We start from the raw sequence: 26864 nt of genomic DNA, 5'->3' as shown, positions 1-26864 counted from the left end.
CTGCGCGCATGCCGTGTGCTCGACCACGACGATCGACTCGAAACCGCACACTTCGACGTGCCGGGCGAAGGCGGACATCCATTCCGGATCGGCGTGACGCCCGCTGCGACTGGCGCCATCACGGCGAACTTCACGGGACCGGGCAATGACATGGGCGAATAGTACAGAGGCGGCTGGAGATCCAGCGTCAGATGCGACCGGTGAACGAGGTGTCTGGTAGTGGTTGCCCGGCGCGATGGGTGGGTATACGTCAGCTTCATGGCGGGGATTGCAGACGTGCTCGGTTGGGCCAAGCAGCAGGTCGCGTCGCGGGTGCCGAGGGCCGACCTGGATCAACGCGACCCGGACTACATTCGCGAGCAGCTACCGGGCCTCTGGCTGCTGGCATCGCTGTATTTCCGCGCCGACGTGCGCGGCCTTGACCGCATTCCACGCGAGGGACCGGTGTTGCTGGTCGGCAATCACAGCGGAGGCAACCTTCCGCCCGACACGTTCGTCTTCACGCTGGCGTTCTGTTCGTACTTCGGTGTCGAGAGGCCCTTCTACCAACTCGCACACAATCTGGTCGTATCGATGCCAGGCCTCGGTTCGCTGCGCAAGTTCGGCACCGTGGCCGCCAATCATGAAAACGCCATGCTGGCATTGGAATCCGGCGCTGCGTTGCTGGTGTACCCGGGCGGTGACTACGAGGTCTTCCGGCCGTCGTGGGAGCGGCACGAGGTCGACTTCGGTGGTCGCAAGGGCTATGTGCGGTTGGCCCGCGACGCCGGTGTCCCGATCGTGCCGATCGCCAGCGTCGGCGGGCAGGAAGCGGCCCTTTTTCTCGACCGAGGGCAGTGGCTGGCCAGGCTGCTGATGGTCGACAAGCTCGCGCGCCTGAAAAGCGTCCCTATTCTGTTGGCGCCGCCGTGGGGACTGGTCGTCAGTGACATGGTGCCGCGACTGCCCCTGCCGACGAAGATCGCGATAGAGGTGCAGGAGCCGATTGAGGTCGATGGTGACGACGACGTCGTCCACAAGCAGGTGATGGAGAGTCTGCAGGCCGGCGTCGACCGGTTGGCGGCCGAACGTCGATTCCCGGTGATCGGCTGATGCGCGTCCAACGGCACTGCGTCATCGACGCCGACCGCGACACCGTGTGGAAGGCGGTCAGCGACCCGGACTGCTATCCGGAGTTCATGGCCAGCCTCGAGCGCTGGGAGCACGTCACCGAAGGTGCGGCCGACAAGGGCGCGCGGTACACCGTGCACTGGAAGATCGGCTCGGTCCCGATTGGCGGCGTGGTCGAAGTCTCGGAGTTCGACCCCGCCCATGACCTGGCGTGGATCGGGGTCTCAGGTGTCTCGCTGCGCGGCCGGTTCCGGATTCGCGACACCGGCGACGGTCGCACCAAGGTCGTGTTCCGGCTGGCCTACGAATCGGCAGGCAACCTGCTCGGCATCATCGCCGACCGCGTGGCCGCGCGTCAGGTCGGGCGCAACATGAGCCAGACGCTGAGAAACCTGAAACAGCTGGTCGAGTCTTAGCCCGGAGGAGTGCCAGCGCCCGGTGCGCCTTGGATCGGCACCACCGGGGTCGGGGTCACTGTGGTGACGCCGTTGGAGCCGACGGTCGGCCCACCGGACGGGCCCATGGCTGCGAGCTCATCGGCCGCCTTCTGGCTGCAGTCGAGCATCAAGAGCATGCGGCCGCCCGCGGTCACCTTCTGCTGATCCACCAGGCACTGTGCCTGCGGGAGCACGCTGCCGAACGAGCCGCCGAAGTACGCCTTCACGCCCTGGCTCTTCAGGACCTGCAATGCCTTGTTGTAGGGCTCACCGACCACGTTGAGCGAGCTACCGTCGGGTTGCCCCGGCTGTGAGAGGGCCACCCCGGCGCCGATCAGAGCGACCGAGCCTGCGGCCACGAGGCCACCGCTGAGCGCAACGAGCTTCTTCACGTGATCTCTCCCTAAGTCGGTGCGGTGCGAACATATCGCAGCCGTGACAATTGTGAAACCGGTGACGGACCGCGCAGCGTTACACCGGCGGGTGCACGATGTGGTTCATCGCCCCGGCGAGCGTCGCCGCCCGAGTATCGGTGAAAACGTCTTCCAGCTGCAGTTTCCGGCCGTTGGGCCCCCGCAGCGGCACCCGCCAATTCGGATACTCGTCGGTGGTGCCCGGCTGGTTCTGCGTGCGCAGATCGCCGACCGCGTCGGCAAGCGACAGGGCCAACAGCTTGGACGGGGTGCGGCCCAGATACCGGTGCAGCGCCAGCACGACGTCATCGACGCTGGGGTTGACGCCCGGGTCGTCGCCGAGCAGTCCAACCCGGCGCAATTCGGCGAGCCAGGCCGCCTGTTGAGCCTGGTCAGCGGCGAGTTCCTCCGAGGCGGGCCGGGTCAGCAGCCCGAGCTCTTCGCGTAGCCGCACATGCTCGCCCGCCAGATACCCCGGTGTCGGCGGCAGGTCGTGCGTCGTCACCGCCGACAAACAGAACTCGCGCCACTTCTCGGCGGGCAGCGGTCCGCCCGCTCCGTCGCGGTCAGCCTCGAACCACAGGATCGACGTGCCGAACAGCCCGCGTTCGCGCAGATAATCGCGGACCCAGGGTTCGACCGTGCCGAGATCCTCGCCGACGACGACCGCACCGGCCCTGTGCGCCTCGAGCGCGACGACGCCGATCATCGCCTCGTGGTCGTAGCGGACGTAGGTGCCCTCGGTCGGCGGTGCACCCTTGGGGATCCACCACAGCCGGAACAGCCCGATGATGTGGTCGATGCGAACGCCGCCCGCATGCCGCAGCACGGCGTTGACGAGCGCGCGGAACGGCCCGTACGCGTGGTTCACCAATTGGTCGGGACGCCATGGCGGCTGCGACCAGTCCTGGCCGAGCTGATTGAACTCGTCGGGCGGCGCACCAGCCGTTACGCCGAGGGCGAGCACATCCTGAAGCGCCCATGCGTCGGCGCCATTGGGGTCCACGCCGACCGCGAGGTCGTGCATGATGCCGAGTTCCATCCCGGTCTGGACGGCGGTGGCCTGCGCGGCGGTCAGCTGGTCGTCGAGCTGCCACTGCAGCCAGCGGTGGAAGTCGACGCTCGTGGCGTACTTGGCGGCGAACTCGGCGACCGAGGGGCTCGAAGGATGCTGTAGCTCCTCGGGCCATTGGTGCCAGTCGTTGCCGTAGTGCTCTGCGAGCGCACACCAGGTGGCGAAGTCGTCGAGGCTGCGGCCCTCGCGCGTGCGATAGGCGGCGTACGCGAGTTCGCGCCCGGCCGAGCGTTCGACCTTGTACACGGTTTGCAGCGCCGCGCGTTTGGCCTTCCATGCGGCGTCGCGATCGATCAGCTTGGCCTTCTTGGCCAGCGACTGCACCTCGATGCGGGCCTTGCGGATGCTGCCGCGCTGCCGGACATAGGCGAACTCGTCGATGGCCTCGACACGCAGATACAGCGGGTTGATGAACCGGCGCGACGTCGGTAGGTACGGCGAGGGCTCCATCGGCGGGGTAGGAGCAGCCGCGTGCAGCGGATTGACGAGAACAAAGCCCGCGCCGTGCTGCGACGCCGACCACACGGCAAGGTCGGTTAGATCGGTCAAATCGCCTATGCCCCAAGATCTTTGCGAGCGCACGCTGTAGAGCTGAGTGGCCAGTCCCCACGCGCGGCTCTGGCCGAGCTTTGCGGGCAGTTCCAGCGTCGCGGGGGAGACGATGACCAGGGTGCTGATATCGGCCCCACCGACCTGCAAGTGCAGCTGGTGATAGCCGAGCGGCAGATCGGCAGGCAGTTCGAAGGTGGCCTCGCCGACCATTCGGTCGCCGAGATCGTAAGGCGCCCTGTTGTTTTCGAGCTGTCGAAGACCGGTCCGCACACTGCCGTCCTCGAGTCGCAGCCACAGGCCGACGGAGTCGCCGTGCGTGACGTGCACCCAGAACGACGACGCCGTCCCCGAGCGGGCGATGATGGTCGGCGGCAGCGCGCGCTGCCAGTATTCGCGGTCGTGGGCAGCCAGTGCGGCGGTGCGCTCGTCCTCGGTGGCCGCGGGCACGCCGAGGGCGTCGAGCACCGCGATCAGCGTGGAATCGGCGACCACCGTGTGCCTGCCGGTCCAGTTCTCGTATTCGGTCGCCACGCCGTAGCGGCGCGCCAATTCGACGAGCGAGGCAGGCAGCTCAGTCATGCCGCCATCCTGCCCGCTACTCATCGACATCGCGCATCAACAGGTCGTCCCACGTGTCACGTCGCACCACGAGCCGGGCATACCCATTGCGGGCGAAGACAACCGGGACCCGGCGCGCGCCGTTGTACTGATTGGACATCGTGTAGCAGTAGGCACCCGTGACAGGCACGGCAAGCAGGTCACCGATCGCGGGCCGCTGCAGCGGGACGCCGTCGACCAGTTGATCGCCGGATTCGCAGTGCCTGCCCACGACGCTGACCATCTCGCCGCCGCCGACCCGGTTCACGATCGTCGCCTCGAACCGCTGCCCGGTCAGCGACACCTCCAGGTTGTCTCCCATGCCGCCGTCGACTGCCACGTGCGTCACCAGCCCGCGCTTGATCGTGGTGATCCGGTAGACCGTGCATGCGCTGTTGGCGACCATGCTGCGGCCCGGCTCGACGATGATGCGCGCGCCTGCGGGCAGCAACGCTTTGGCCTGGGTCACCATCGCCTCGGCGTAGTCGTCGAGGCCGGGCGGATGTTCGTCGTAGGTGTAGCGCACCCCGAGGCCGCCGCCGAGGTCGTAGACGTCGAAGGTGCCGAGCTTCGCGATGGGTTCGACCGCCTGCGCAAGCTGTTCGACGTTGAGCAGTTGCGATCCGACGTGGGTGTGCACGCCGTCCAGTCGCAGCTTGGCGCTGCGCTCGATGCGGCCGATCGCGTCGCGGGCGTCGTCGGGCAGCAGGCCGAACTTCGAGCCGGCGTGCCCGGTCGCCTGCGAAGCGTGGGTGGCGGCCTCGACGCCGGGAATGACACGGACGAGGCACGGCTGTTGATGTCCGGTTGGCACGATGCGCTCGAGCCTGTCGATGTCGTCGAAGTTGTCGACCACAACGAGGCCCACACCGTGTTTGACTGCGAGCTCGAGTTCTTCGTCGCTCTTGGCGTTACCGTGCAGCACCAACCTGCCCGGATCGGCGCCCGCCTTGAGCGCTGTCAGTATCTCGCCTCCGCCTGCGACGTCGAGATGTAATCCCTCTTCCACCATCACCCGCTGAACAGCGGTGCACGGGAACGACTTTGACGCAAACGCCACGTCGCAACGCGGCCAGCGGTCGCGGAACGCGGCCAGATAATTGCGCGCCCGCTGCCGCAGCGCATCTTCTGAGACGACGATGGCCGGCGTGCCGAACTGTTCGGCCAGCTCGTCGAGACGACATCCCCCGACCGTCAGCGTGCCGTCACTGTCGAGTGCGCTGCCCGGCGGGAACAGGCCGAGCAGTTCGTCGGTGGTCGCGTCGCCATGGACGGTCGGCTTTAGAGACACAGCTCAGCGTGCCACCGCTTGGACGAGCGCGCACTGGCTTCACGCGGGACGGCCTGCTACCGTCTGTCTGTAATGATCCCTACAGATGAACGACTCACCAAAAAGCAGCAGCAGGGCGCGCAGTCCCGCGAGCTGATCCTCGATGCCACCGAACGGTTGATGGCCACCCGTGGATACGCCGCAACCTCGATCAGCGACATCCGCAAGGCGTGCGGACTGCCGCCCAGCTCGATCTACTGGCATTTCGGGTCGAAGGAGGGCGTGCTCGCGGCGGTGATGGAACGCGGCGCCGACCGGTATTTCGCCGCGATCCCCACCGAGGCCGAAATCGAACGGCAGCTGGCCGCGGTGGTAGCGCTGCAGGAGCAGCATCCCGAGTTCCTGCGACTGTTCCTTCTGTTATCCCTCGAGCGCAGCCACGAGCCGGCGGTCGCCGAGGTGCTGCGCCGCGTCCGTGATCAGGCGATCACCCGGTTCCGCGACGCCATCGCGCAGCTGCTGCCCGACGACGTGGCACCCGCGAAGCGCCGGCGCGTGGTCACAGAACTGGCCGCAATCGCAACCGCCCTCTCCGACGGCATCTTCCTGGCCGAGCATCTCGAACCCGATGTGACTGACGTCGGCCGCATGTACCTGCGCCTGCACCAAACGGTGACGGCCTTGGTTCCGATTCTGTTGGAGGAGAAATGAATACCAGAACGGCCGTCATCACCGGTGCCAGCGCCGGCCTGGGTCTCGAGTGTGCCCGCGCTCTGCTCGCCGCCGACCCGTCGTGGCACATCGTGCTGGCGGTGCGTGACGTGGGGCGGGGATCCGACGCCGTGGCACAGCTCGGACTGCCGGATCGCTGCACGGTGTTGGAGGTCGATCTGGCCTCGTTGAGCTCGGTGCGCTCTTTCGTCGACGCAGTGCGCGCCGCCCCGCTTCCACCGCTGCAGGCCATCGTCTGCAACGCCGGTGTGCAGGTGGTTTCCGGCACCGAGAAGACGGCCGAGGGTGTGGAGATGACGTTCGGGGTGAACCACCTCGGCCACTTCGCTCTGGTGCGGGGACTTCTCGAAAGCCTGGCCCGGCCTGCCCGCGTCGTGGTCGTCAGCAGTGGCACACACGACCCGGCGAAGTTCACCGGTATGCCCTCGCCTGACTACACCAACGCCACCGATCTCGCGGATCCGGCCGACATCACCGATGCAGCCGATGGCCGCCGCCGCTACACCACCTCCAAGCTGTGCAACCTGCTGTTCACCTACGAACTGGACCGCAGACTCGGCCACGGCGCCCAGGGCGTCACCGTCACCGCGTTCGACCCCGGCTTGATGCCCGGCTCGGGCCTCGCTCGCGATTACTCCGCGGCCGGCCGCTGGGCATGGCGCTACCTGTTTCCGGCACTGCGAGTTCTTCCCGGCGTCAACAGCACGCGGACGTCTGGCCGCCACTTGGCCGCGCTTGTGCACGATGAGCGATTCGATGCCGTCACAGGCGCCTACTTCGCAGGCGGCAGGCAGGTTCCGTCGTCGAAGGATTCCCACGACCGCGCCAAGGCGCTCGACCTCTGGGAGACCAGCGAACGGCTGCTGGCACTCGCAACGAAGTAGCAGAAGGCATTTCGGTAGTGTCGGCTCAGTGACGCAGGAGCGGCGGGCGCGGGTCGCAGTCGCTGCACTGTTCCTGACCAACGGGGCGCTGTTCGCCAACTTGCTGCCACGCTATCCCGAGATCAAGACCGACCTGCATCTGTCCAACGCGGTTTACGGGGCGGCGATCGCCGCGTTCTCGGGCGGCGCGTTGGTCGCAGGCCTCGCCGCCGCAACGCTGATCCGCCGGTTCCACTCGTCGCGGGTCGCGGTGGTCGGAACCGTCGGCATCGCAACGTTCGTCGTGGTCGCCGGGCTGGCCACCTCGCCACTCGTGCTCGCCGCCGCGTTGTTCGTCGCAGGCGCCTCGGACGCGATCACCGATGTCGCCCAGAACGCGCACGGCCTTCGCGTGCAACGCATCTACGGCCGTTCGATCATCAACTCGTTTCACGCCGTGTGGGCGGTGGGCGCGATCCTCGGCGGTCTGATGGGAGCAGGCGCGATCGCGATACACCTGCCGAGGACCACGCATCTGCTGATCGCCGGTGTCGTGTTCAGCGCGGTGGTCGTGATCGCGTACCCGTATCTGCTCCGCGGCGCCGACCACGACGACCATCCCGCGGCGCACACGTCCGGCGGAGATCGGGTGGGCTTCGCGGTGTATGCGACTCTCGTCGCCCTCGTGGTGATCGCGATCGCGGGAGCAACCGTCGAGGATGCCGGAAGTTCTTGGGCGACATTGTATTTGCGCGACACTTTGGGCGCGCCGGGAGCGATCGCGGTGTTCGGCTACATCGCGTTGGTCGGGCTCATGTTCGTCGGAAGGACGATCGGCGACCGATTGGTGGACCGGTTCGGTGAACGCGCGGTGGTGCGGGCAGGCGGCTTCGTTTCTGCCGCGGGGATGGGTGCCGCACTGGCGTTTCCGAGCGTGCCGGGCACGATTGCGGGCTTCGCGGCCGCAGGGCTTGGTGTCGCCACGCTGATACCGGCCGCCATGCACGGCGCAGATCAGTTGCCCGGCATGCGCCCTGGCACGGGGTTGACGGTGGTGACGTGGCTGATGCGGGTCGGCTTCTTCGGTGCGCCGTTGCTGGTCGGTGTCGTCGCCGACGCGACGAGCTTGCGCGTCGGTCTGCTCAGCGTTCCGATCGCGGGTGTCACGGTGGTGGCGCTGTCCGGTGCGCTCAGCGGACGGCGCCTGCCATCTCGATCGTGAGGACCCCGGCGATGATGAACCCGATCCCGAGCAGCATCATCGGAGTCAGAGGTTCCTTGAACAGGTAGCGGGCGATGACGGCGACCAGCGCGACGCCGCATGCGGTCCATACGCCGTAGGCGATGCCGACCGGCATGCCAAGCGAGAGCGAAAGCCACAGCAGATAGAAGCAGGCGAGGTAACCCGCGATGACGGGCGCCATCCATGCCTTCTTGCGGAACCCGTCGGAGGCGCGCAGCGACAGCGTCGCGAAGACCTCGACGATGATCGCGGCGGCCAGCGCCAGCCACATCACGACTTGTCCGCGGCGGCTCGCTGCGACCCGAGCTCGACGAGCAGCACGCCAGCGATGATCAGCCCGATGCCAAGCACGACAGGCCAGGTGAACGGATCTCCGTAGATCGCGGCGGCCAGCACCGCCGTCGCCGCCGTGCCGCAGGCCCCCAGATCCCGTAGGCCACCCCCACTGGCATGCCGATCCGCAGCACCATCGTCAGCAGGATGAACGAACCGACATAGCCGACGGCCACGACGAGGAGCCACGCGGACTGATCTTGTGACGCTCGTAAGGACAGCGTTGCTGCCACCTCGACCGCGATCGCCGCGATGAGCAGCACCCATTTCCGCACGCAACGAACGTAACCGAGGGCGGTGACCCGGCGACACGTGAGGAGAATCTCCCGGTTAACCGCAATACCCCTGGGTAGCCTCGAAAGATGAGCACTGTTGTGAAAACCGCCTACGGACCCGTCCGTGGCGTCGACGACGGTGCCGTGACGTCGTGGAAAGGGGTTCGCTATGCGGCCCCGCCGAGGGGCGAACTCCGGTGGCGGGCACCGCAGCCACCCGAACCGTGGACCGACGTCGCCGACGGCAGCGCACTGGGACCGGTGTGCCCGCAGCCCGTCGATCCGCGGATTCCGATCGACCTCGGCGCTCCGCAGGGCGATGACTGCCTGACACTCAACATCTGGGCGTCGTCCGATGTCACAGACGGCGCCCGCAGGCCGGTGATGGTGTGGATTCACGGCGGTGCCTATGTGCTCGGGTCGGCCAACCAGCCGCTGTACGACGGGCGGGTGCTCGCCAAGAACGGTGACGTGATCGTGGTCACCGTGAACTACCGCCTCGGCGCGTTCGGTTTCCTGGACCTGTCGTCGTTCAGCACACCGGGCCGCCGCTTCGACAGCAATCTGGGGCTGCGCGACGTGCTGCACGCCCTGCACTGGGTGCGCGACAACATCGCCGCCTTCGGTGGCGATCCGGACCGCGTCACGGTGTTCGGCGAGTCTGCTGGGGCAGGCATCATCACCACTCTGCTGACGAGCCCGGCCGCAGAGGGGTTGTTCGCGGGCGCGATCGCACAGAGCTCGCCTGCCACCTCGCTGTACGACGTGAGCCGCGGTCGCCGGGTAGCCAAGCAGTTCCTCGCCGCACTTGGCTTGGGGGACAACGACATTGACCGCTTGACCGAGGCGCCCGACGCAGCGCTCATCGAGGCGTCACGCACGGTGTTCAACGAAGTCCCTCTGCAGACGCCCGGCACGTTGGCCTTCGCCCCCATCGTCGACGGCGATCTGGTGCCCGACCATCCGGTGAAACTGGCGCGCGAGGGACGGTCGCACCCCGTCCCGCTGATCATCGGCACGAACAAGCATGAGGCCGCGCTGTTCCGCTGGATGAAGTCGCCGCTGATGCCGATCACCCCCGAGGCGATCAACGCGATGTTCAGTCAGATCGCCGCCGAGCAACCGCATCTGAGGTTGCCGACCGACGACCAGATCAACACCGCCTACCCGGGGCTGAAGGGTAAGGCCCGCGGGATGGGCGTGGCCCGCGACGTCGGATTCCGGATGCCGTCGGTATGGCTGGCCGAGGGGCATAGCGCCGTCGCGCCCGTGTATCTGTACCGATTCGACTGGGCGACACCGATGTTGCGACTGCTGCGGCTGCACGGTGCGCACGCCACCGAACTTCCGTTCGTGTGGGGCAACCTGGTCGCCGGCCCCAAGGACCCCACGTTCCGGCTCGGCGGCATGAAGACCGGCAAGGTGGTTTCCGCGCGGATCCAGGAGCGCTGGCGCAATTTCGCTACGCACGGCAAGCCCCTCGGCTGTGACGGCGAGCCCGAATGGCTGCCGTATCAGGAAGCCGATCGGGCCTGCCTGGTGATCGACCGCGAAGATTCGCTCGTCAACGACGTCGACCTGCACATCCGGTCGACCTGGGGCAGTGAGGTGCTCAGCTTCCGGTAGCGACGGGTTGGCTAGACTCGTCGCGGAGGTGTCGTCGTGGACCTGGCAAAGGCATTTTCGGATGTGCTGCCGCCGCTCATGCACGACCCCGTCATGTACGCGGTCCCGTTCTTCATCCTGTTTCTGATCATCGAGTGGACAGCGGCGCGCAAGCTCGCACACATCGAGGCCGAGCGGCCGCCGGCGGGCGCATATCAGCGCGCCGACGCATGGGCCAGCATCTCGATGGGGCTGGTGTCGGTGGGGACCAGCGGAGTGCTGAACTTCGTCGCGCTACTGGGGTATGCGGCGCTCTATGCCTACGTCGCTCCGTGGCATCTGCCCGCGAACCAGTGGTACACGTGGGTGATCGCGATCGTCGGCGTCGACTTCCTCTATTACTGGTATCACCGGATGGCCCATCGGGTGCGCATCTTCTGGGCCACCCATCAGGCACACCACTCGAGCCAATACTTCAACCTGGCCACGGCATTGCGACAGAAATGGAATATCAGCGGCGACGTGTTTCTGCGAGCGCTGTTGCCGCTCTTCGGCGTTCCCCCGTGGCTGGTGTTCCTGTCCTTCTCGATCAACTTGGTCTACCAGTTCTGGATTCACACCGAGCGCATCGACAAGCTTTGGCGGCCAATCGAATTCGTCTTCAACACGCCGTCACACCACCGCGTCCATCATGGCATGGATCAGCAGTACCTGGACCGCAACTACGGCGGCATCTTCATTCTGTTCGACCGGGTATTCGGCTCGTTTCAGGAGGAGACCACGCGGCCGCACTACGGCCTCACCAAACAGGTGAACACGTTCAACATCTGGAAGCTCGAGACCTTCGAATACGTGGCGATCGCCCGCGACGTGCGCCACGCGAGGCGGTGGCGCGACCGGATCGGCTACATCTTCGGGCCACCGGGCTGGGAGCCCGCCGCGCGCAGGGATGCGACCGCATCGGCGGGGGTGCGCACCTAGCGTAGTGTCGCCGATGTGCAGACGGTGTTTGATGCCCACGTCGATCCCGCGCTGATCGAACGTTCCCTTGCGGCAAGCACCTTCGGTTCGATGTGGCTCGACATCCCGCGTCCCGAATACCCCAAGGCCAGCGGTTCGGTCATCTGTGATCTGCTGGTGGTCGGCGGCGGCTATACCGGCCTGTGGACCGCGTTGCACGCCGCCCAGCGAAATCCTCAGCAGCGCATCGTCCTGATCGAGGCAAACCGTATCGGCTGGGCCGCATCGGGTCGCAACGGCGGATTCGTCGACGCCAGCCTGACCCACGGTTTCGAGAACGGAAAGGCGCGCTGGCCCAACGAGATTCACGCCCTCGAGGCGATGGGTAGAGAAAACCTCGACGGGATGCAGGCCGATATCGAATCGCTGGGACTCGATGCGGAATGGCAGCGCACGGGCATGCTGACGGTGGCAACCGAACCGCATCAGGTCGACTGGCTGGCCGAGTCCGCCGCAGGAGAAGGGCAATTGCTCGGGCTGCGTGAGATCCGCGACGAGGTGCATTCGCCGACCTACCTCGCGGGCCTTTACCACCCCGACACCTGTGCGATCGTGCATCCGGCCAAGCTCGCGTTCGAAGTGGCGCGTGCCTGCCAGGAGGCCGGCGTGCAGATCTACGAGCACACCAATGCGCAACACCTCGACTCCGCGGGCGTCGCGCTGCACGTGCAGGCCGGCGATGCCGCCATCACCTGCCGCACCGCCGTGCTCGCGACGAACGTGTTTCCCAGCCTGCTGCGTCGCAACCGGCTCTACACCGTGCCCGTTTACGACTACGTACTGGCCACCGAACCGCTCAGCGATGCCCAGCTCGACCGAATCGGCTGGCGGCGCAGGCAGGGAATCGGGGACTGCGCCAACCAATTTCACTATTACCGGCTGACCATGGACAACCGGATCGTGTGGGGCGGCTACGACGCGGTCTACCACTTCGGCCGCAAGGTAGACCACCGCTACGAAGATCGGGCCGCCACTTACCAGCGGCTGGCCGCACACTTCTTTCTCACTTTCCCTGCGCTCGACGATGTCCGGTTCACCCACCGGTGGGCCGGCGCGATCGACACCAACACCAGGTTCTGCGCGCACTGGGGACTGGCCCGTGATGACAGGGTGGCCTACGTCAACGGGTTCACGGGCCTCGGCGTGGCGGCGACGCGGTTCGCCGCCGACGTCTGCCTCGATCTGCTCGACGGCAAGCCAACGGCGCGCACCGAATTGGAGATGGTGCGCAAGCGGCCCCTGCCGTTTCCGCCGGAGCCACTGGCCAGCATGGGTATCCAGGCGACGCGGTGGTCGCTGGACCGGGCCGACCACGCGGCCGGAAGGCGCAACGTCCTGCTCCGCACACTTGATGCGCTCGGCCTCGGCTTCGATTCTTGAGTCGTATCGCCCACGGGGACAGCCGAGATCACAGATCTCGGTTGTGTAACGTCGCAGCGCCGAAGCGCGATGACCAATTGCGTGTGCCGTTATCGCAGCTCAGCGGTACGCTTGACAGCCTTGGCACTTCAAGATCGGAGACGACAGTGCGCCGACCAGGCTTGCGAAGGCTCGCGGCGCTGGCCCCGATCTTCGTGCTCACGTTGGCCATCGCACCGGCACAGGCAACGCCAGGCGTGCTCGTCTTCCCCGGAATGGAAATTCGCCAAGGCACGAACGTCTGCACGCTGGGATACGTCGACCCGCAGATGCGGATCGCGTTCACCGCGGGGCACTGCCGGGGCGGCGGGCAGGTGACTGACAGAGACGGCAACGTGATTGGCAGTCTCTCGTTGTTCCGCGACAACACGCCCAACGGCGCCACGGTCGACACCAACCACCAGATCGCAGACTGGGAGGCGATCAGCCTCGCGCCCGATGTCGCAATCAACAACATCCTGCCGGGCGGGCGCGCCCTGATCGCCGATCCCGGCATTGCGCCCGTCGCCGGCCTGCCGGTGTGCCATTTCGGTGTCGTCACGGGGGAGAGCTGCGGAACCATCCAGGCCGTGAACAACGGCTGGTTCACCATGGCCAACGGCGTCGTGAGCCAGAAGGGTGACTCCGGCGGGCCGGTCTACAACCTCACCCCCGACGGCAGAGCCGCGATCGTCGGCATGTTCAACAGCACCTGGGGCCAGTACCCGGCGGCGGTGTCCTGGCAGGCCGCCAGCCAGCAGGCCCGCGAAGACGTGATCTCCGCCGCCGCGGGTAGCGTCGACGCCCCGCCGCCCGTCCCCTAGCGGAGCAGCTCGAACACCGGGATAGCCGGTGCAGCGGCACGCATTTCGTCGACCGTCGACTGCGGGGTCAACCCGCCCACGTGACCCTTGACCTCCCAGTACCACCGATCGAGGTAGCGCTTCAACAGCGGGGGCTTGTCGTCGTCGGCCACCTCGGCGATGCGCACGTCCCGGCTGCGCCAGCGCGGGCCCATCTCGACGACGCCGGCCGCGCGGGCATTGCGCGCCCATTGCGTGTTGCCTCGCGGCGACACGACATAGTCACGTCCATCGACGGTGAGCAGGTTGATCACCACCCCGCGGCGCTTGCCCGTCTTGCGGCCGCGCACCCGCAGTGCACGTGTCCCTGCGATGCTGAGGCCCGCCTCTGCCAGCCATCGGATCAGCTCGTTGCCTGTGCGGGCGGCAAGGTTGGGTTCGTCATAGCGGACGGTCATCGTGATTCCTTCCAATAATTCGAGAGCGGTGCTCTCTAATCAGGGTGGCACGCGTGCGTCGGGAAATCAAGAGCACTGATCTCGCTTTGTGTCACACTGGCCGCATGGGCAAGCGGCAGGAGTCGCGCGAGAAGATCGAGGCGCAGATCATCGAGCTCGGCAGGCGGCACCTGGTCACCGAGGGGGCGGCCGGGCTGTCGCTGCGGGCGATCGCGCGCGATCTGGGCATGGTGTCGTCCGCGGTGTACCGGTATGTGGCCAGCCGTGACGACCTGCTGACTCTGCTGTTGGTCGACGCGTACTCCGAACTGGCCGACGCGGTCGATGATGCGGCGACCGCCGTCGACGGGACATGGCGCGATCGACTACTGGCGATGACGCACGCCGCCCGCGCATGGGCTGTCGATCAGCCTGCCCGCTGGGCGTTGTTGTACGGCAGCCCGGTGCCCGGTTACCACGCGCCGAGCGCACGCACGGTCGGCCCTGGCACTCGCGTGGTCGGCGCACTGTTCGGCGCGGTCGCTGAAGGCATCGCGGCCGGCGAGATTTCACCGTCGAATGTTGCTGTGGCGCAACCGTTGTCGTCGGACTTCGACAGGATTCGGGACGAGTTCGAGTTTTCCGGCGACGATTCTGCGGTTGCGAAGTGTTTTCTGCTGTGGGCCGCCCTCGTGGGCGCGATCAGCCTGGAGGTGTTCGGCCAGTACGGCGCCGACACGCTGACCGAACCCGGCGCAGTGTTCGACACCCAGGCCCGGCTACTGATCGAGGCGCTGACTATCCTGAACTGACGAGGCCAGGAGATGAACCGCGAAGAGCTCTTCGCTTCGATCGTGGCTGCACGCCCCGATCGTGGGGACACCGTGTACCTGGAGCGCCGTGGCGATTCGTATACCTGGCGCGTACTTCCGCTTGACACCGCGGTGACCTCGGCGCCGTCGGACAACCCGGACGTCTGGATGTGCTTTTCTGCGCACTGGCCCGACGATCCGTCGCGGACGCGACCGTTTTTCGACGATCTGTTGACCGAACTCGAGTCGATGGCCGACCGCACCGACCGGTGTCGATGGCCGCTCGACGATCCCTGGCCGCACTCACACTGAGAGCACCCGTGGTTATCCGCATCGATCCGGGGCAGCGTGCAACCTTCAAACGCTGCCGCAGGCAATGGGATTTCGCATCGCGGCGCGGGCTCGAACCACTCGACAGCGCGAAACCCGTATTGGCCGCCGCGCTCAAGGACGCCCTTGCCGTCTATTACTACCCGGGCACCTGGGACTGGCAGCACGATCTGAAGCAGTCGCTGGTCCACAAGGCCGCCTCGCGGTCGCTCACCGAGGCGGCGGCAGACGAGCTCACCGCGTCTGCGGTGGCGGTGCTGGACTGCTATGACGCGTGGGCGCGCACAATAGACGACTTCGCCCCGGTCAAGATCGATCATGATGTCACCGGCATGATCGCCGATCCGGCAGAGCCCGCACGAGGGTTGTTGGCGCCCAACGGATCCGGCGTGGTCTACACCTGCAGGGTGGACCTGCTCGCGGTGAATCACGCCGACGAGTACTGGGTGGTGCGACACCAGATCGTCGACGACTGGCAGGACCGGGACGCGCTGACTCGCGACGAGGAGGCGCTCGCGGCGTGCTGGGCGTGGCAGCAGGACTACGTCGGCATGTCGATCGCAGGCACCATCCACAACGAGGTGCGCATCGGCGATCCGCTCGAGTTTCCCGCACCGGCGGCCGCCCGCCGCGAGCCCGTCGCACAGCACGAGGGCAGCGGAGGCGGCCGGTCGATCCCGCAGCACCAGCGCGAGTCGACGCGGGCAACACGTGACCAGGTCACGACCCGGGTCGAACAACACACGGCAGGGCCGGTACGCCGGACTCTGATCCGCCGCAGCCAGGAGGAGATCGCGTCGGTCGGCACGCAGCTCGCCGCTGAAGCGCTGGACATGATCCGCGATCCCGCTGTCTATCCGAACCCCGGAACACATTGTGCGGTATGCGAATTCGCGACCCCATGCGTTGCGATGTTCGAAGGCGCCGACCCCGAGCCGGTCTTGAACGCGGGGTTTCGTCGACGGTCGGCTGTTGAGCCAAGGCCGCGGCTCGGCCAAGCCACGTGGGGCTTCGGGCGGGGCGCAGCACCGCCGGGGTGGGACAAGAAGTAATAGACTTGACTTATATAAGTACATACTTCTATTTTGGAGACGTGCACGCGTTCGACGTCCTCGGCGATCCGGTGCGCCGTCGCATCCTCGAACTCCTTGCCGGCGGCGAGATGTCGGCGGGCGCAATCGGAGCGACCGTTCAGAGCGAGTTCGCGATCACTCAGCCCGCGGTTTCTCAGCATCTGAAGGTGCTGCGCGACAACGGCTTCGCCTCGGTGCGGCCCGATGGCCAGCGACGCCTGTACGCAGTGGACGGCACCGCGCTGCGCGACGTGGACGAGTGGCTCGACGGGTTCCGCCGGTTCTGGAGCCCGCATCTTGACGCATTGGCCACCGAGATCGCCAGGGGCAAACGGCAACGACGAAGGAAGGCAACATGACCGAGATCGACGTCGAGCATCAGATCAACACGGTTGCGCGCAACCTCGGCACCCGCACGATCGACATCGGGGACGCGCACGTCGTCACCGTCAGTCAGGCCTACGACACCGACCCGGCCGACCTCTGGGATGCGGTCACCAACATCGAGCGGATTCCGCGGTGGTTCCTGCCGATCTCCGGTGAGCTGCGACTCGGCGGTTCCTATCAGCTGGAAGGCCAAGCGGGTGGGACCATCCTGACGTGCGATCCGCCCAAGTACTTCACCGCGACGTGGGAGTTCGGTGGCAACGTCAGCTGGATCGATGTGAGCATCGAGAGCGACGGCCCCGACAGAGCGCGACTGGTGCTCGAGCACATCATGCCCGTGGCCGACGACGAGATCTGGCGGCAATTCGGCCCTGGCGCCGTGGGGATGGGCTGGGATTCCATGCTGCTCGGACTGGCTCTGCATCTGTCGACCGGCGAAGCCGTCGACCCGTCGTTCGGGCAGCAGTGGGTGGGTACCGCGGACGGTCGTCGCTTCATGACGCTTTCCGGCGAGGCGTGGCACGCGGTGAACGTCGCCTTCGGAACGGATCCGACAGCCGCGCGGACGATGACGGACCGCTGCGTGGCCGCCTACCTCGGCGAAGAACAAAACTAGAACACGTTCTAGCCACGGCCGCTACTCGGGGATATTCTCGGTGACGATGCCTGACCAGACACCTGTCCAGATTGCCTGGGTCACCCGTGACCTCGACGCCACCGAAAAGGCGCTGACCACGCTGTTGGGCGCCACAAAGTGGATCCGCATGCCCGGCGTCCACTTCGGCCCCGACGCGTGCACCTACCGCGGCGGCCCCGCGGACTTCGTCGCCGACATCTCGCTGTCCTATGCAGGCGACACCCAACTCGAACTGATCGCTCCGGTGTCCGGCGAGAGCATCTACACCGAGTTCCTGAACAGCGCAGGGCCGGGACTGCATCACGTCTGCATCGAGGCCGACGACGTCGAGCGCGCGGTGGCCGAGCGCGGCGCCGAGGTGGTGCAACGCGGTGTGATGCCAGGCGGCATGGAGTTCGCATATGTCACGGCCCAGGACGCCGGCGTGCCCTACATCGAGATTGCGTACATTCCGTCCGAGATCCGGGCGTTCTTCGACTACATCAAGCAGGAGCAGCAGAAGTGAGCACCCAAATCCCGGAGACCGTCAACGCCGCCGACGTGTCCGCGTGGTCCGACGAGGTCGACGTGGTGGTGGTCGGCTTCGGCATCGCGGGCGGTTGCGCAGCGGTCAGTGCTGCGGCAGCGGGCGCGAGAGTGCTCGTGTTGGAACGCGCTGCGGCCGCAGGCGGTACAACGTCGATGGCCGGCGGCCATTTCTATCTCGGCGGAGGCACCGCCGTGCAGCAGGCCACCGGCCACGCCGACAGCGCCGACGAGATGTACAAGTACCTCGTCGCGGTGTCGCGCGAACCCGAACACGACAAGATCCGGGCCTACTGCGACGGCAGCGTCGAGCACTTCAACTGGTTGGAGGACTTGGGCTTTCAGTTCGAGCGCAGCTATTTTCCCGGCAAGGCCGTCATCCAGCCCAACACCGAGGGGCTGATGTTCACCGGAAACGAGAAGGTCTGGCCGTTCAAGGATCAGGCGGTGCCCGCGCCGCGCGGGCACAAGGTGCCGGTGCCCGGTGACACCGGCGGGGCCAGCATGGTGATCGACCTACTGCTGAAGCGGGCAGAGCAACTCGGTGTGCAGATCCGCTATGAAACCGGGGCGACGGCGCTCGTCCAGGACGCCGGCGCGGTCGTCGGCGTCACCTGGAAGCATTTCAACGACAGCGGCGCGATCCGCGCGAAGGCGGTCGTGATCGCCGCAGGCGGATTCGTGATGAATCCGGAGATGGTCGCCGAGTACACCCCGAAGCTGGCCGAGAAGCCGTTCGTGTTGGGCAACACCTACGACGACGGCCTTGGCATCCGGCTGGGTGAATCAGCGGGCGGGGCAACCAAACACATGGATCAGGTCTTCATCACCGCGCCCGCGTACCCGCCGTCGATTCTGCTGACCGGGATCATCGTCAACAAGCACGGGCAGCGCTTCGTCGCCGAGGACTCCTACCACTCGCGCACGTCGGGATTCGTGATGGATCAGCCCGACAGCGCGGCATTCCTGATCGTCGACGAGGAACATCTGGAACGCCCAGAGGTGCCCTTGGTGCCGTTGATCGACGGTTGGGAAACCGTCGAGGAAATGGAAGCCGCCCTTGGCATTCCGAAGGGGAACCTGGTCGCCACCCTGAATCGCTACAACGAGCATGCCGCCCGCGGTGAGGACCCCGACTTCCACAAGCAGCCGGAATTCCTTGCGCCACAAGACAAAGGGCCGTGGGGCGCATTCGACCTGTCGCTCGGCAAGGCGATGTACGCGGGCTTCACGGTCGGCGGGCTCGCGACGTCCGTCGACGGCCAGGTGTTGCGGGAGGACGGCAGCGTGATCCCCGGCCTCTATGCCGCGGGCGCGTGTGCGTCGAACATCGCCCAGGACGGCAAGGGCTATGCCAGCGGCACCCAGCTAGGTGAGGGCTCGTTCTTCGGCCGCCGCGCCGGAGCGCACGCCGCCGCGAGCTAGACCGGCGCGAGGCGCCATTGGCCGCCGCCAAGCAGTTCCAGTCGCCGGTCGTGATGCTGCTCGACAGTGCTGCGGTGGCTGACGCTGACCACGATGCAGTCGGGCAAGGCCGCGCGCAACGACCGGTACAGCGCGAATTCCTGGCCCTCGTCCAGCGCGGAGGTCGACTCGTCGAGGAACACCACTTTGGGCTTTGCGAGCAGCACCCGCGCGAACGCGATGCGTTGCTGTTCACCCGGCGACAGCACCTTGGCCCAGTCGGCTGTCTCGTCGAGGCGGCTGGCGAGATGACCGAGCGCAACCGTATCGAGCGCGGATTGGATTGCCGCGTCGTCGAATTCGCCTGCGACGGCGGGATACGAGATCGCCGATCGGAGGTCGCCGAGCGGCATGTACGGCAGCTGCGACAGGAACATGGTGCCTTCGGCGGGACACCGCACCGTGCCCGACGTGAACGGCCACAGCTGTGCGAGGCTGCGCAGCAGCGTCGTCTTGCCGGTTCCCGAGCCGCCGGTGATCACCAACGATTCCCCGGAGTCGAGCCGCACGTCGAGCGGATCGAGAAGGCGTACACCTTGCGGGGTGCGGACTTCCACGCCGTCGAGTTCCAGCGAGCCGTCGGCAGTGGGCACAGTCGTCAAAACGGGCAGCTCCCTTGCCTGTTCGTTGGCCGTTACCAGGCCGTCGAGCCGGATGATCACGGCGCGGTAGTTGGCGAACGAGTCGTAGACAGCACGGAAGAATGCCAATGAATCGTGCACCGAGATGAAGGCGCTCGACGACTGTGTCACGTCACCGAGCTGGATTTCGCCTGCGAACAGCCGCGGGGCCTGCACCACTGTCGGCAGCGGGCTGACGATCTGGTTCATCGACCGGTTCCAACCAAGGAACACCAGGGTTCGGCGGACGAAGGCCCGGTAGTTCGCGATGACGGCGGCGAATCTCGTTGTCAGCTGACCTCTTTCGGCGCCCTCGCCGCGGTACAAGCCGATGGCCTCTGCGGCGTCACGCAGTCGCACCAGCGCATAGCGGAACGCGGCGTTGGTGAGCTCGTTGCGGAAGGACAGCCTGATCAGCGGCCTGCCGATCCAGAATGCGACGACCGTCGTGAGGAACACGTACACCAACGCCATCCAGAACAGTGCCTTCGGCACCGTCACACCGAGGATCGTCAGCGGGCCGGCCAGGCCCCACAGGATCGGCGTGAACGAGACGACGTTGACGATGGCGAAGACCGTGCCGAACACCAGGGTTTGGGACGTGCCGACCGTCGGCGTGTTGGTTCCCTCGCCCGTGCCGGTGGTGAACGCGTCGATGTCCTGCTGGATGCGCTGGTCGGGGTTGTCGATCGGCTGCTCGACGAAACGCCCCCGGTAGTAGGCGTCACCGTCGAGCCAGTCACGGGTGAGCCGATGTGTCAGCCACACGCGCCACCGGATGATGAACCGCTGCATCAGGTACACGTCGAGCAGGTTGCGGGCGATATCGGAAACGGCTAGGCCGACATAGAGCAGCATCGCCGCCCAAAAGACCTGGATTGCAACGTCTTTCGCGCTGCCTTGGTCGCTGAAGGCGGCTTGCAGCGCCGAGAACTGATCGTTGGACTGATAACTGAACAACACCCCGAGCCGCACGTCGATCATCACCGACGCCAGCAGCACGCCGAGCAACGACCAGACCGGAATGCTTTGGCGGCCCTTGAAATAATCGCCGGTGATCCGCCAGAACTGCCTGCCCCAGGTGGTGAACCGGGCAAGCAGCGCCAGCAGCAGCAGGGTGCACACCGCCGCGATCGCCCATGCCCGCGCCACCCACAACAGGGAGGTGATCAGCTCGTCGCCCCAATTCAGGGACGGCGTGAACGTTTCCATGCCGGGAAGCTACCCGGCGCAGCGTTAAACCGGGACGGGCTCGTCGCCTTGCACCCGGCCGAGTCGCCATTCGCCGTCGCCGAGCAGTTCGAGCTCGTGGGTGTGGTGTTGCTCGACCGTGCTGCGGTGGCTGACGCTGACCAGGATGGTTTCGGGCAGCTCGGTGCGCACCAGGTTGTAGCAGATGAACTCAAGCCCTTCGTCCAGCGCCGAGCTGGCCTCGTCGAGGAAGACGGCCTTCGGCTTGGTCAGCAGGACGCGGGCGAAAGCGATGCGCTGCTGCTCACCGGGGGAGAGCACCTTGGCCCAATCCAGCACTTCGTCGAGGCGGCCGACTAGGTGAGGAAGCGCCACTTTCTGCAGTGTCTGTTTGAGCGTGGCGTCGTCGATCGAGCCTTCCTCAGCCGGGTAGCTGACCACAGCGCGCAGGTTGCCCAGCGGCACATACGGCATTTGCGAAAGGAACATCGTCTCGTTGGGGCCGCATGGCCTGGTCAATGTGCCCGAGCAGAACGGCCACAACTCGGCGAGGCTGCGCAGCAGCGTGGTCTTTCCGCTGCCGGACGGTCCGGTGACCACCAGCGTGTCACCGATCTCCAGGCGCATGTCGAGGGGCTTGATGAGCTGCTTGCCGTCGGGGGTGCGCACTTCGACGTCATCGAGGACGACTGAGCCGTCCCGGCACGGAGTGGTCGTGACTTCTGGCAGCGCCCTGCCTTCTTCGTTGGCGATGACGAGGCCGTGCAGACGAATGATCGCGGCGCGGTATCCGGCGAATGAGTCGTACGCATTACGGAAGAACGACAGCCCGTCCTGAATGCTGCCGAACGCCGACGCCGACTGCGACATGGCGCCGAGCTTGATCTCGCCGGAGAGGAATCGCGGGAACTGCAGGATGTACGGCACGACCACGATGATCTGGCTCATCGACAGGTTCCAGCCGTAGAAGCCGATCATCCGGTTGACGTAATGCTTGTAGTTGGAGACGACAGGGGCGAACAGCCGTCGCAGGCCGGTGCGCTCGGCGATCTCGCCGCGGTAGAAGGCCACCGCCTCGGAGGCGTCGCGCAGGCGCACCAGCGCGTAGCGGAACGCCGCGTTGAACTTCTCGTTGTTGAACGCCAGCCAGATGATCGGCTTGCCGATCCAGAACGCGATGACCGTGGCAAAGATGACGTAGGTGATGAGTATCAAGAACATCGCCTTGGGCACCTGCCATCCGATGAGGGGCAGTGTGAGCGTGCCGGACAGGTTCAACAGGATCAGCGTGAAAGCTGACATCGACGTGACCGAGGAGACAGCGCCGAAGAGCAGGGTGGCCGCGGACGTGTTGTTGGGTGTGTTCGGCAGCGGTCCGACTCCGGCGGTGAAGATGTCGATGTCGGTCTGGATGCGCTGATCGGGGTTGTCGATGGTGTCGTCGATGAAGCGGGCCCGGTAGTAGGCCTTTCCGTCGAGCCAGTCGCCGGTGAGCCGGTCGGTCAGCCAGGCGCGCCACCTCAGCATGAACCGCTGCATCAGGAACAGGTCCAGCATCACGCGTGCGACGTGGATGGTGGCCAGGATGCTGAACACCAGAATGGAGAACCAGAAGCCGTCCTTGCCCGAATTCTTCACCGCTTCGTCGCCGGTGCTAAGGCCCGCCGCGACCGCCTGGAAGCTGCTCATCATGTCGTTGCCCTGGTAGGACAGCAGGACATCGATGCGGACGCCGGCAATTACTGATAGCAGCAGTCCTGCCAGCCATATCCAGACGATGACGCTGTCGCGCCCCTTGAAGTAGTCGCCTGTGATCCGCCAGTACTGCTTGCCCCACTTGGTGAACTGGACGATCAGGATCAGGATGAGCATGGTGATGACGGCGGCGATGGCCCACGCCCTGCCGACCCACACCACCGTCTTCCATAGCTCGTTGCCCCAGTCGAGCGTCGGGACGAACATGTCCGGGTTCATTCCGGCAAGGTACCTCCACAAGCTGCCGCGAGCGTTTTGGAGGGTCTAACTCCTGGTAGGAAGCGCGTCGAGGCGCCATTCGCCGTCACCGACCAACTCCAGGTGACGGGCGTGGAACTGCTCAACCGTGCCGCGATGGCTCACGCTGACCAAAACCGCGTCGGGAAGCTCGGTTCGGATCAGTTCATAGAGCATCAGCTCCAGGCCCTCGTCCATCGCCGACGTCGACTCGTCGAGGAAGATGGCGCTGGGCCTGGCGAGCAGAATGCGGGCGAACGCGATGCGCTGCTGCTCGCCGACCGAAAGCACCCTGGCCCAGTCGCGGGCTTCGTTGAGCCGAATGACCAGGTGCGACAGCGCGACCTGGGTCATGGCCTGCTGGATCTGCCGGTCACTGACCTCGCCTTCGCGGTGCGGATACGAGGCCACCGCCCGTAGGTCCCCGAGCGGGATGTAGGGCAGTTGGGGGACGAACATCGCCTGGCCGCGGCTCGACGGTAGGCGGATACGGCCGGATGCGAACGGCCACAGCCCGGCGAGGCTCTGCAACAGGACCGTCTTGCCGATGCCCGACGCACCGCTGATCAGCAGCGTCTCACCACGGCCGACGGTGAAGTCGAGTCCGCGCACCAGCGGTTCGCCTTCGGGGGTGCGGACTTCGACGGCGTCGACCTCGAGGGCTCCTTCGCCGGAGACGGCCGTCGTGATGCTGGAGAACGCCCGCGCCCGCGAGTTCTCGTCGACCAGCCCGTCGAGGCGGATGATCGCCGCACGGTAGCTGGCGAACTGGTCATAGGCGTTGCGGAAGAACGACAACGAATCGTGGATCGCGCCGAACGCCGTCGAGGACTGCCAGACGCCACCGAAGGAAATTTGGTTGGCGAAAAGCCGTTGCGCCTGAACCAGCCACGGTAGGGGATTGATGGCCTGACCCACCGACAGGTTCCAGCCGGTGAACAACACGACACGGTTCAGCCACTGCCGGTAGTTGTCCATCACCGACAACAGACGGCCGGTGAGGACGCTTCGTTCGACGTTCTCACCGCGATAAAGACCGATCGCTGCGCCGGCATCCCTGACCCGAACGAGCGCATACCGGAAGCTGGCATTGCGAAGTTCGTTGACGAAGCTCAGCCGGATCAGCGGCCTGCCGATCACGAACGCGATGACGGTCACCACGAACACGTAGGCGATGACGATCCAGAACAACGCCTTGGGAATCGTGATGCCCGCCAACGTCAACGGGCCGGACAGCCGCCACAGAATCACACCGAACGAAAACACCGACAGCACAGACTCAATCGCACCGAACAGCAACGTGTTACCCGAGTGGTTCGCGGGGTTGTTCGGCTGTCCACCCACACCTGCGGTGAAGATGTCGATATCCTGTTGGATGCGTTGGTCGGGATTGTCGATGGGTTGACGGGAAAACTGACTGCGGAAATAGGCATGATCACCGAGCCAGTCGCCGATGAAGCGGCGGCTCAACCAGATTCGCCACCGCATCAGAAACCGCTGTGTCACGTACAGGTCGGCGAGCAGTCGCACCACATAGCAGGTGGCCAGGATCGCGAACACACCCATGGTCGACCAAAACCCTTGTATGCCAGTAGTTCTGGCCGCATCGCCTTGGAAAGCGACCTGAAGCGCGGTGAACAGGTCGTTGACCTGATAGCTCAGCAGCACGCTGATCCGAACCGAAAGGATCGCCGACACCAGCAGCACTGCCAGCAGCGCCCACACCGGAAGGCTCTGCCTACCCTTGAAGTAGTCGCCGCTGACCCGCCAGAACTGGCGTCCCCATTCGGTGAACCGCCCGACGAGGATCAGCACCACGAGCACCCCTACGGTGCTGAGGACGAACATCTCCACCACCCACACGGCGGTGTGGAAGGCCTCGTCGCTCCAATCGATCGACGGCCTGAACGTGGTCATGGCCGCGATTATGCTGCGGCCATGAGCATCGACGCTCCAGTTACGGTCAATGCCGGACATCTGATCGCGCGAAGGCTGCGCGCGAGCGGCATCGACACGATCTTCACGCTGTCCGGCGGACATCTGTTCTCGATTTACGACGGATGCCGCGCCGAGAACATCCGGCTGATCGACACCCGCCACGAGCAGACCGCGGCGTTTGCCGCAGAGGGCTGGTCGAAAGTGACCAGGGTGCCCGGTGTCGCCGCGCTGACTGCGGGGCCCGGGGTGACCAACGGGATGAGCGCGATGGCGGCCGCACAGCAGAACCAGTCGCCGCTGGTGGTGCTGGGCGGGCGGGCGCCGGCGCTGCGCTGGGGGCAAGGGTCGCTGCAGGAGATCGACCATGTGCCGTTCGTAGCGCCGTTGACCCGGTTCGCCGCGACCGCGCAGTCGGCGGACGCGGTGAGCGCGTTGATCGACGACGCGCTGCGCGCCGCGGTTGGCGCGCCGTCGGGCGTTTCGTTCATCGATTTCCCGATGGACCACGTCTTCAGCGAGGCGCACGACGCAGGCGGTCCCGGTGCGCTGTCGACCCTTCCGGATGCGGCCGATGCGGACGGCAATGCGGTGGACGCGGCCGTGCGCCTGTTGGGCGACGCGCAGCGCCCGGTGATCATGGCGGGCACCAACGTGTGGTGGGGACATGCCGAGCAGGCGCTGCTGGAGTTGGCCGAGGCGTTGAGGATCCCGGTGCTGATGAACGGCATGGCGCGCGGCACAGTGCCGGCGGACCACGAGTTGGCGTTTTCCCGCGCGCGGTCAAAAGCGTTGGGGGAGGCCGATGTTGCGCTTGTCGTCGGAGTGCCGATGGATTTCCGGCTCGGCTTCGGCGGGGTGTTCGGCGCGCAGACCAAACTGATCGTCGCCGATCGCGTCGAACCTGACCGCGCGCATCCGCGCGAGGTCGCCGCGGAGCTCTATGGCGATTTGAGCAGCGCATTGAAGGCACTGGCCGCTGCGAGGACAGCCGAGCACGACGGCTGGATCGACGAACTGCGTGCCGTGGAGGACGCCGCGCGGGCCGCCGAGCAGGCGGAGTTGGACGATGACCGCACGCCGCTGCACCCGATGCGGCTGTACGCCGAACTGAAGCCGCTGCTGGACCGCGACGCGATCGTCGTCATCGACGCCGGTGATTTCGGTTCGTATGCGGGGCGGGTCATCGACAGCTACGTGCCGGGCGCGTGGTTGGACAGCGGCCCGTTCGGCTGCCTTGGCTCTGGACCCGGCTATGCGCTGGCCGCCAAGCTAGCGCGGCCGGATCGGCAAGTGGTGCTGCTGCAGGGCGACGGCGCGTTCGGATTCTCGGGCATGGAGTGGGATACGTTGGTGCGCCACGGTATTCACGTGGTTTCCGTGATCGGCAACAACGGCATCTGGGCGCTGGAAAAGCATCCGATGGAGATGTTGTACGGCTATTCGGTGGTCGCCGAACTGCGGCCGGGCACCCGCTACGACGAAGTGGTGAGCGCGCTTGGCGGGCACGGCGAATTGGTTTCGACGCCCGCGGAAATCCGGCCCGCGCTGGAACGGGCGTTTTCGTCGGGTATGCCTGCAGTGGTGAATGCGCTGACCGATCCCGCCGTCGCGTACCCCCGCCGCTCGAACCTGGCCTAGTTTTTACTACCGCGAGCGTGCGTGTTTGCACACGACACGCCGCGAGATTCTGTACAAACGTGCACGCTCGCGGGCCGTAAATCGGTGGACGCCT

At 66.1% G+C, this 26864-nt stretch carries 25 protein-coding genes and 2 pseudogenes; 17 read left to right on the top strand and 10 right to left on the bottom strand.

Annotation, left to right across the window (positions count from 1 at the left end):
• Positions 1-12: 12 nt before the first annotated feature.
• Positions 13-134: pseudogene (locus J3E61_RS31875) on the bottom strand (LLM class F420-dependent oxidoreductase); the annotation flags it as partial.
• 124 nt (positions 135-258) lie between these two features.
• Between J3E61_RS31875 and J3E61_RS31870 the strand changes: the two are divergent.
• Entirely contained in the window at positions 259-1092 is an 834-nt protein-coding gene (locus J3E61_RS31870; protein WP_210086600.1) for an acyltransferase family protein, read from the top strand.
• The gene (locus J3E61_RS31865) at positions 1092-1526 is read left to right on the top strand and encodes an SRPBCC family protein (protein ID WP_192722608.1); all 435 of its coding nucleotides are present in this window, start codon (positions 1092-1094) and stop codon (positions 1524-1526) included. Before J3E61_RS31870 ends, J3E61_RS31865 begins: the two co-directional genes overlap by 1 nt.
• On the opposite strand, the gene J3E61_RS31860 is transcribed toward J3E61_RS31865, so the two are convergent.
• From J3E61_RS31860 to lysA, 3 genes are all read right to left on the bottom strand, one after another.
• A complete protein-coding gene (locus J3E61_RS31860; protein WP_192722609.1) occupies positions 1523-1939 on the bottom strand; it encodes a hypothetical protein in 417 nt (138 codons plus the stop codon). The two genes, J3E61_RS31865 and J3E61_RS31860, sit on opposite strands and share 4 nt — an antisense overlap.
• A 79-nt stretch (positions 1940-2018) precedes the next feature.
• Positions 2019-4166, bottom strand: coding sequence for a 4-alpha-glucanotransferase (gene malQ / locus J3E61_RS31855; RefSeq protein WP_210086599.1), 2148 nt, complete (start codon positions 4164-4166; stop codon positions 2019-2021).
• Between the two features lie 16 nt (positions 4167-4182).
• Positions 4183-5475 (bottom strand): diaminopimelate decarboxylase, encoded by a 1293-nt coding sequence (gene lysA / locus J3E61_RS31850; RefSeq protein WP_210086598.1) that lies wholly within the window; start codon positions 5473-5475, stop codon positions 4183-4185.
• A 72-nt stretch (positions 5476-5547) separates the two neighbouring features.
• Here lysA and J3E61_RS31845 point away from each other — a divergent pair, with 72 nt between their 5' ends.
• The 3 genes from J3E61_RS31845 to J3E61_RS31835 are packed head-to-tail and all read left to right on the top strand — an operon-like array spanning position 5548 to position 8271.
• The gene (locus tag J3E61_RS31845) at positions 5548-6165 is read left to right on the top strand and encodes a TetR/AcrR family transcriptional regulator (protein ID WP_210086597.1); all 618 of its coding nucleotides are present in this window, start codon (positions 5548-5550) and stop codon (positions 6163-6165) included.
• Positions 6162-7070 carry an SDR family NAD(P)-dependent oxidoreductase gene (locus tag J3E61_RS31840; protein WP_210086596.1) on the top strand — a complete coding sequence of 303 codons (909 nt, stop codon included), beginning with the start codon at positions 6162-6164 and terminating at the stop codon, positions 7068-7070. The genes J3E61_RS31845 and J3E61_RS31840 overlap by 4 nt, the downstream gene beginning before the upstream one ends.
• Positions 7071-7098: 28 nt before the next feature.
• Entirely contained in the window at positions 7099-8271 is a 1173-nt protein-coding gene (locus J3E61_RS31835) for an MFS transporter (RefSeq protein ID WP_210086595.1), read from the top strand.
• Here J3E61_RS31835 and J3E61_RS31830 read toward each other — a convergent pair.
• Together J3E61_RS31830 and J3E61_RS31825 are read right to left on the bottom strand one after the other, a co-directional pair.
• A complete protein-coding gene (locus tag J3E61_RS31830; protein WP_210086771.1) occupies positions 8240-8563 on the bottom strand; it encodes a multidrug efflux SMR transporter in 324 nt (107 codons plus the stop codon). The two genes, J3E61_RS31835 and J3E61_RS31830, sit on opposite strands and share 32 nt — an antisense overlap.
• Positions 8563-8900: pseudogene (locus J3E61_RS31825) on the bottom strand (QacE family quaternary ammonium compound efflux SMR transporter). Before J3E61_RS31825 ends, J3E61_RS31830 begins: the two are co-directional and overlap by 1 nt.
• 87 nt (positions 8901-8987) lie before the next feature.
• Between J3E61_RS31825 and J3E61_RS31820 the strand changes: the two are divergent.
• The 4 genes from J3E61_RS31820 to J3E61_RS31805 all read left to right on the top strand — a co-directional run bounded on the left by J3E61_RS31820 (position 8988) and on the right by J3E61_RS31805 (position 13747).
• The gene (locus J3E61_RS31820) at positions 8988-10526 is read left to right on the top strand and encodes a carboxylesterase/lipase family protein (RefSeq protein WP_210086594.1); all 1539 of its coding nucleotides are present in this window, start codon (positions 8988-8990) and stop codon (positions 10524-10526) included.
• A 36-nt stretch (positions 10527-10562) separates the two neighbouring features.
• Positions 10563-11486 carry a sterol desaturase family protein gene (locus J3E61_RS31815; RefSeq protein WP_210086593.1) on the top strand — a complete coding sequence of 308 codons (924 nt, stop codon included), beginning with the start codon at positions 10563-10565 and terminating at the stop codon, positions 11484-11486.
• Between the two features lie 15 nt (positions 11487-11501).
• Complete coding sequence (locus J3E61_RS31810) at positions 11502-12905, top strand: FAD-dependent oxidoreductase (RefSeq protein ID WP_210086592.1); 1404 nt, start codon at positions 11502-11504, stop codon at positions 12903-12905.
• Between the two features lie 146 nt (positions 12906-13051).
• Complete coding sequence (locus tag J3E61_RS31805) at positions 13052-13747, top strand: hypothetical protein (RefSeq protein WP_210086591.1); 696 nt, start codon at positions 13052-13054, stop codon at positions 13745-13747.
• Here the strand turns inward: J3E61_RS31805 and J3E61_RS31800 are convergent.
• Positions 13744-14184, bottom strand: coding sequence for a nitroreductase family deazaflavin-dependent oxidoreductase (locus tag J3E61_RS31800; protein ID WP_210086590.1), 441 nt, complete (start codon positions 14182-14184; stop codon positions 13744-13746). The two genes, J3E61_RS31805 and J3E61_RS31800, sit on opposite strands and share 4 nt — an antisense overlap.
• A gap of 104 nt (positions 14185-14288) precedes the next feature.
• Here J3E61_RS31800 and J3E61_RS31795 point away from each other — a divergent pair, with 104 nt between their 5' ends.
• Genes J3E61_RS31795 through J3E61_RS31765 form a run of 7 tightly spaced genes read left to right on the top strand, consistent with a single transcriptional unit; the run spans position 14289 to position 19352 of the window.
• Entirely contained in the window at positions 14289-14975 is a 687-nt protein-coding gene (locus J3E61_RS31795; RefSeq protein WP_192722622.1) for a WHG domain-containing protein, read from the top strand.
• 42 nt (positions 14976-15017) lie between these two features.
• Positions 15018-15287, top strand: coding sequence for a hypothetical protein (locus J3E61_RS31790; protein ID WP_210086589.1), 270 nt, complete (start codon positions 15018-15020; stop codon positions 15285-15287).
• Positions 15288-15295: 8 nt separating this feature from the next.
• Positions 15296-16357 (top strand): hypothetical protein, encoded by a 1062-nt coding sequence (locus J3E61_RS31785; protein ID WP_210086588.1) that lies wholly within the window; start codon positions 15296-15298, stop codon positions 16355-16357.
• Positions 16358-16398: 41 nt separating this feature from the next.
• Complete coding sequence (locus tag J3E61_RS31780) at positions 16399-16737, top strand: metalloregulator ArsR/SmtB family transcription factor (RefSeq protein WP_192722625.1); 339 nt, start codon at positions 16399-16401, stop codon at positions 16735-16737.
• A complete protein-coding gene (locus J3E61_RS31775) occupies positions 16734-17381 on the top strand; it encodes an SRPBCC family protein (RefSeq protein ID WP_210086587.1) in 648 nt (215 codons plus the stop codon). Before J3E61_RS31780 ends, J3E61_RS31775 begins: the two co-directional genes overlap by 4 nt.
• Before the next feature lie 46 nt (positions 17382-17427).
• Complete coding sequence (locus J3E61_RS31770) at positions 17428-17907, top strand: VOC family protein (RefSeq protein ID WP_210086586.1); 480 nt, start codon at positions 17428-17430, stop codon at positions 17905-17907.
• Positions 17904-19352, top strand: a complete 1449-nt coding sequence (locus J3E61_RS31765) for an FAD-binding protein (RefSeq protein WP_210086585.1) — start codon at positions 17904-17906, stop codon at positions 19350-19352. Before J3E61_RS31770 ends, J3E61_RS31765 begins: the two co-directional genes overlap by 4 nt.
• On the opposite strand, the gene J3E61_RS31760 is transcribed toward J3E61_RS31765, so the two are convergent.
• The 3 genes from J3E61_RS31760 to J3E61_RS31750 are packed head-to-tail and all read right to left on the bottom strand — an operon-like array spanning position 19349 to position 25111.
• Positions 19349-21223, bottom strand: a complete 1875-nt coding sequence (locus J3E61_RS31760; protein WP_210086584.1) for an ABC transporter ATP-binding protein/permease — start codon at positions 21221-21223, stop codon at positions 19349-19351. The two genes, J3E61_RS31765 and J3E61_RS31760, sit on opposite strands and share 4 nt — an antisense overlap.
• 24 nt (positions 21224-21247) lie before the next feature.
• Positions 21248-23176 (bottom strand): ABC transporter ATP-binding protein/permease, encoded by a 1929-nt coding sequence (locus J3E61_RS31755; RefSeq protein WP_210086583.1) that lies wholly within the window; start codon positions 23174-23176, stop codon positions 21248-21250.
• Between the two features lie 45 nt (positions 23177-23221).
• Positions 23222-25111, bottom strand: coding sequence for an ABC transporter ATP-binding protein/permease (locus J3E61_RS31750; protein WP_210086582.1), 1890 nt, complete (start codon positions 25109-25111; stop codon positions 23222-23224).
• Between the two features lie 21 nt (positions 25112-25132).
• Between J3E61_RS31750 and J3E61_RS31745 the strand changes: the two genes are divergently transcribed.
• Positions 25133-26770, top strand: coding sequence for an acetolactate synthase (locus J3E61_RS31745; protein ID WP_210086581.1), 1638 nt, complete (start codon positions 25133-25135; stop codon positions 26768-26770).
• The last annotated feature ends 94 nt before the right edge of the window (positions 26771-26864 follow it).

Origin of the sequence: Mycobacterium sp. OAE908, from assembly GCF_017872775.1 — a bacterium.
Classification (GTDB): Bacteria; Actinomycetota; Actinomycetes; order Mycobacteriales; family Mycobacteriaceae; genus Mycobacterium.
This window is presented reverse-complemented; position numbering and strand designations above follow the sequence as displayed.

Coding starts and splice junctions, on each gene's coding strand:
- J3E61_RS31845 (WP_210086597.1), top strand. CDS start 5,548: ATGATCCCTACAGATGAACGACTCACCAAAAAGCAGCAGCAGGGCGCG.
- malQ (WP_210086599.1), bottom strand. CDS start 4,166: ATGACTGAGCTGCCTGCCTCGCTCGTCGAATTGGCGCGCCGCTACGGC.
- J3E61_RS31750 (WP_210086582.1), bottom strand. CDS start 25,111: ATGACCACGTTCAGGCCGTCGATCGATTGGAGCGACGAGGCCTTCCAC.
- J3E61_RS31800 (WP_210086590.1), bottom strand. CDS start 14,184: ATGACCGTCCGCTATGACGAACCCAACCTTGCCGCCCGCACAGGCAAC.
- J3E61_RS31795 (WP_192722622.1), top strand. CDS start 14,289: ATGGGCAAGCGGCAGGAGTCGCGCGAGAAGATCGAGGCGCAGATCATC.
- J3E61_RS31760 (WP_210086584.1), bottom strand. CDS start 21,223: ATGGAAACGTTCACGCCGTCCCTGAATTGGGGCGACGAGCTGATCACC.
- J3E61_RS31865 (WP_192722608.1), top strand. CDS start 1,092: ATGCGCGTCCAACGGCACTGCGTCATCGACGCCGACCGCGACACCGTG.
- J3E61_RS31755 (WP_210086583.1), bottom strand. CDS start 23,176: ATGAACCCGGACATGTTCGTCCCGACGCTCGACTGGGGCAACGAGCTA.
- J3E61_RS31870 (WP_210086600.1), top strand. CDS start 259: ATGGCGGGGATTGCAGACGTGCTCGGTTGGGCCAAGCAGCAGGTCGCG.
- J3E61_RS31830 (WP_210086771.1), bottom strand. CDS start 8,563: ATGTGGCTGGCGCTGGCCGCCGCGATCATCGTCGAGGTCTTCGCGACG.
- J3E61_RS31770 (WP_210086586.1), top strand. CDS start 17,428: ATGCCTGACCAGACACCTGTCCAGATTGCCTGGGTCACCCGTGACCTC.
- J3E61_RS31840 (WP_210086596.1), top strand. CDS start 6,162: ATGAATACCAGAACGGCCGTCATCACCGGTGCCAGCGCCGGCCTGGGT.
- J3E61_RS31820 (WP_210086594.1), top strand. CDS start 8,988: ATGAGCACTGTTGTGAAAACCGCCTACGGACCCGTCCGTGGCGTCGAC.
- J3E61_RS31745 (WP_210086581.1), top strand. CDS start 25,133: ATGAGCATCGACGCTCCAGTTACGGTCAATGCCGGACATCTGATCGCG.
- J3E61_RS31775 (WP_210086587.1), top strand. CDS start 16,734: ATGACCGAGATCGACGTCGAGCATCAGATCAACACGGTTGCGCGCAAC.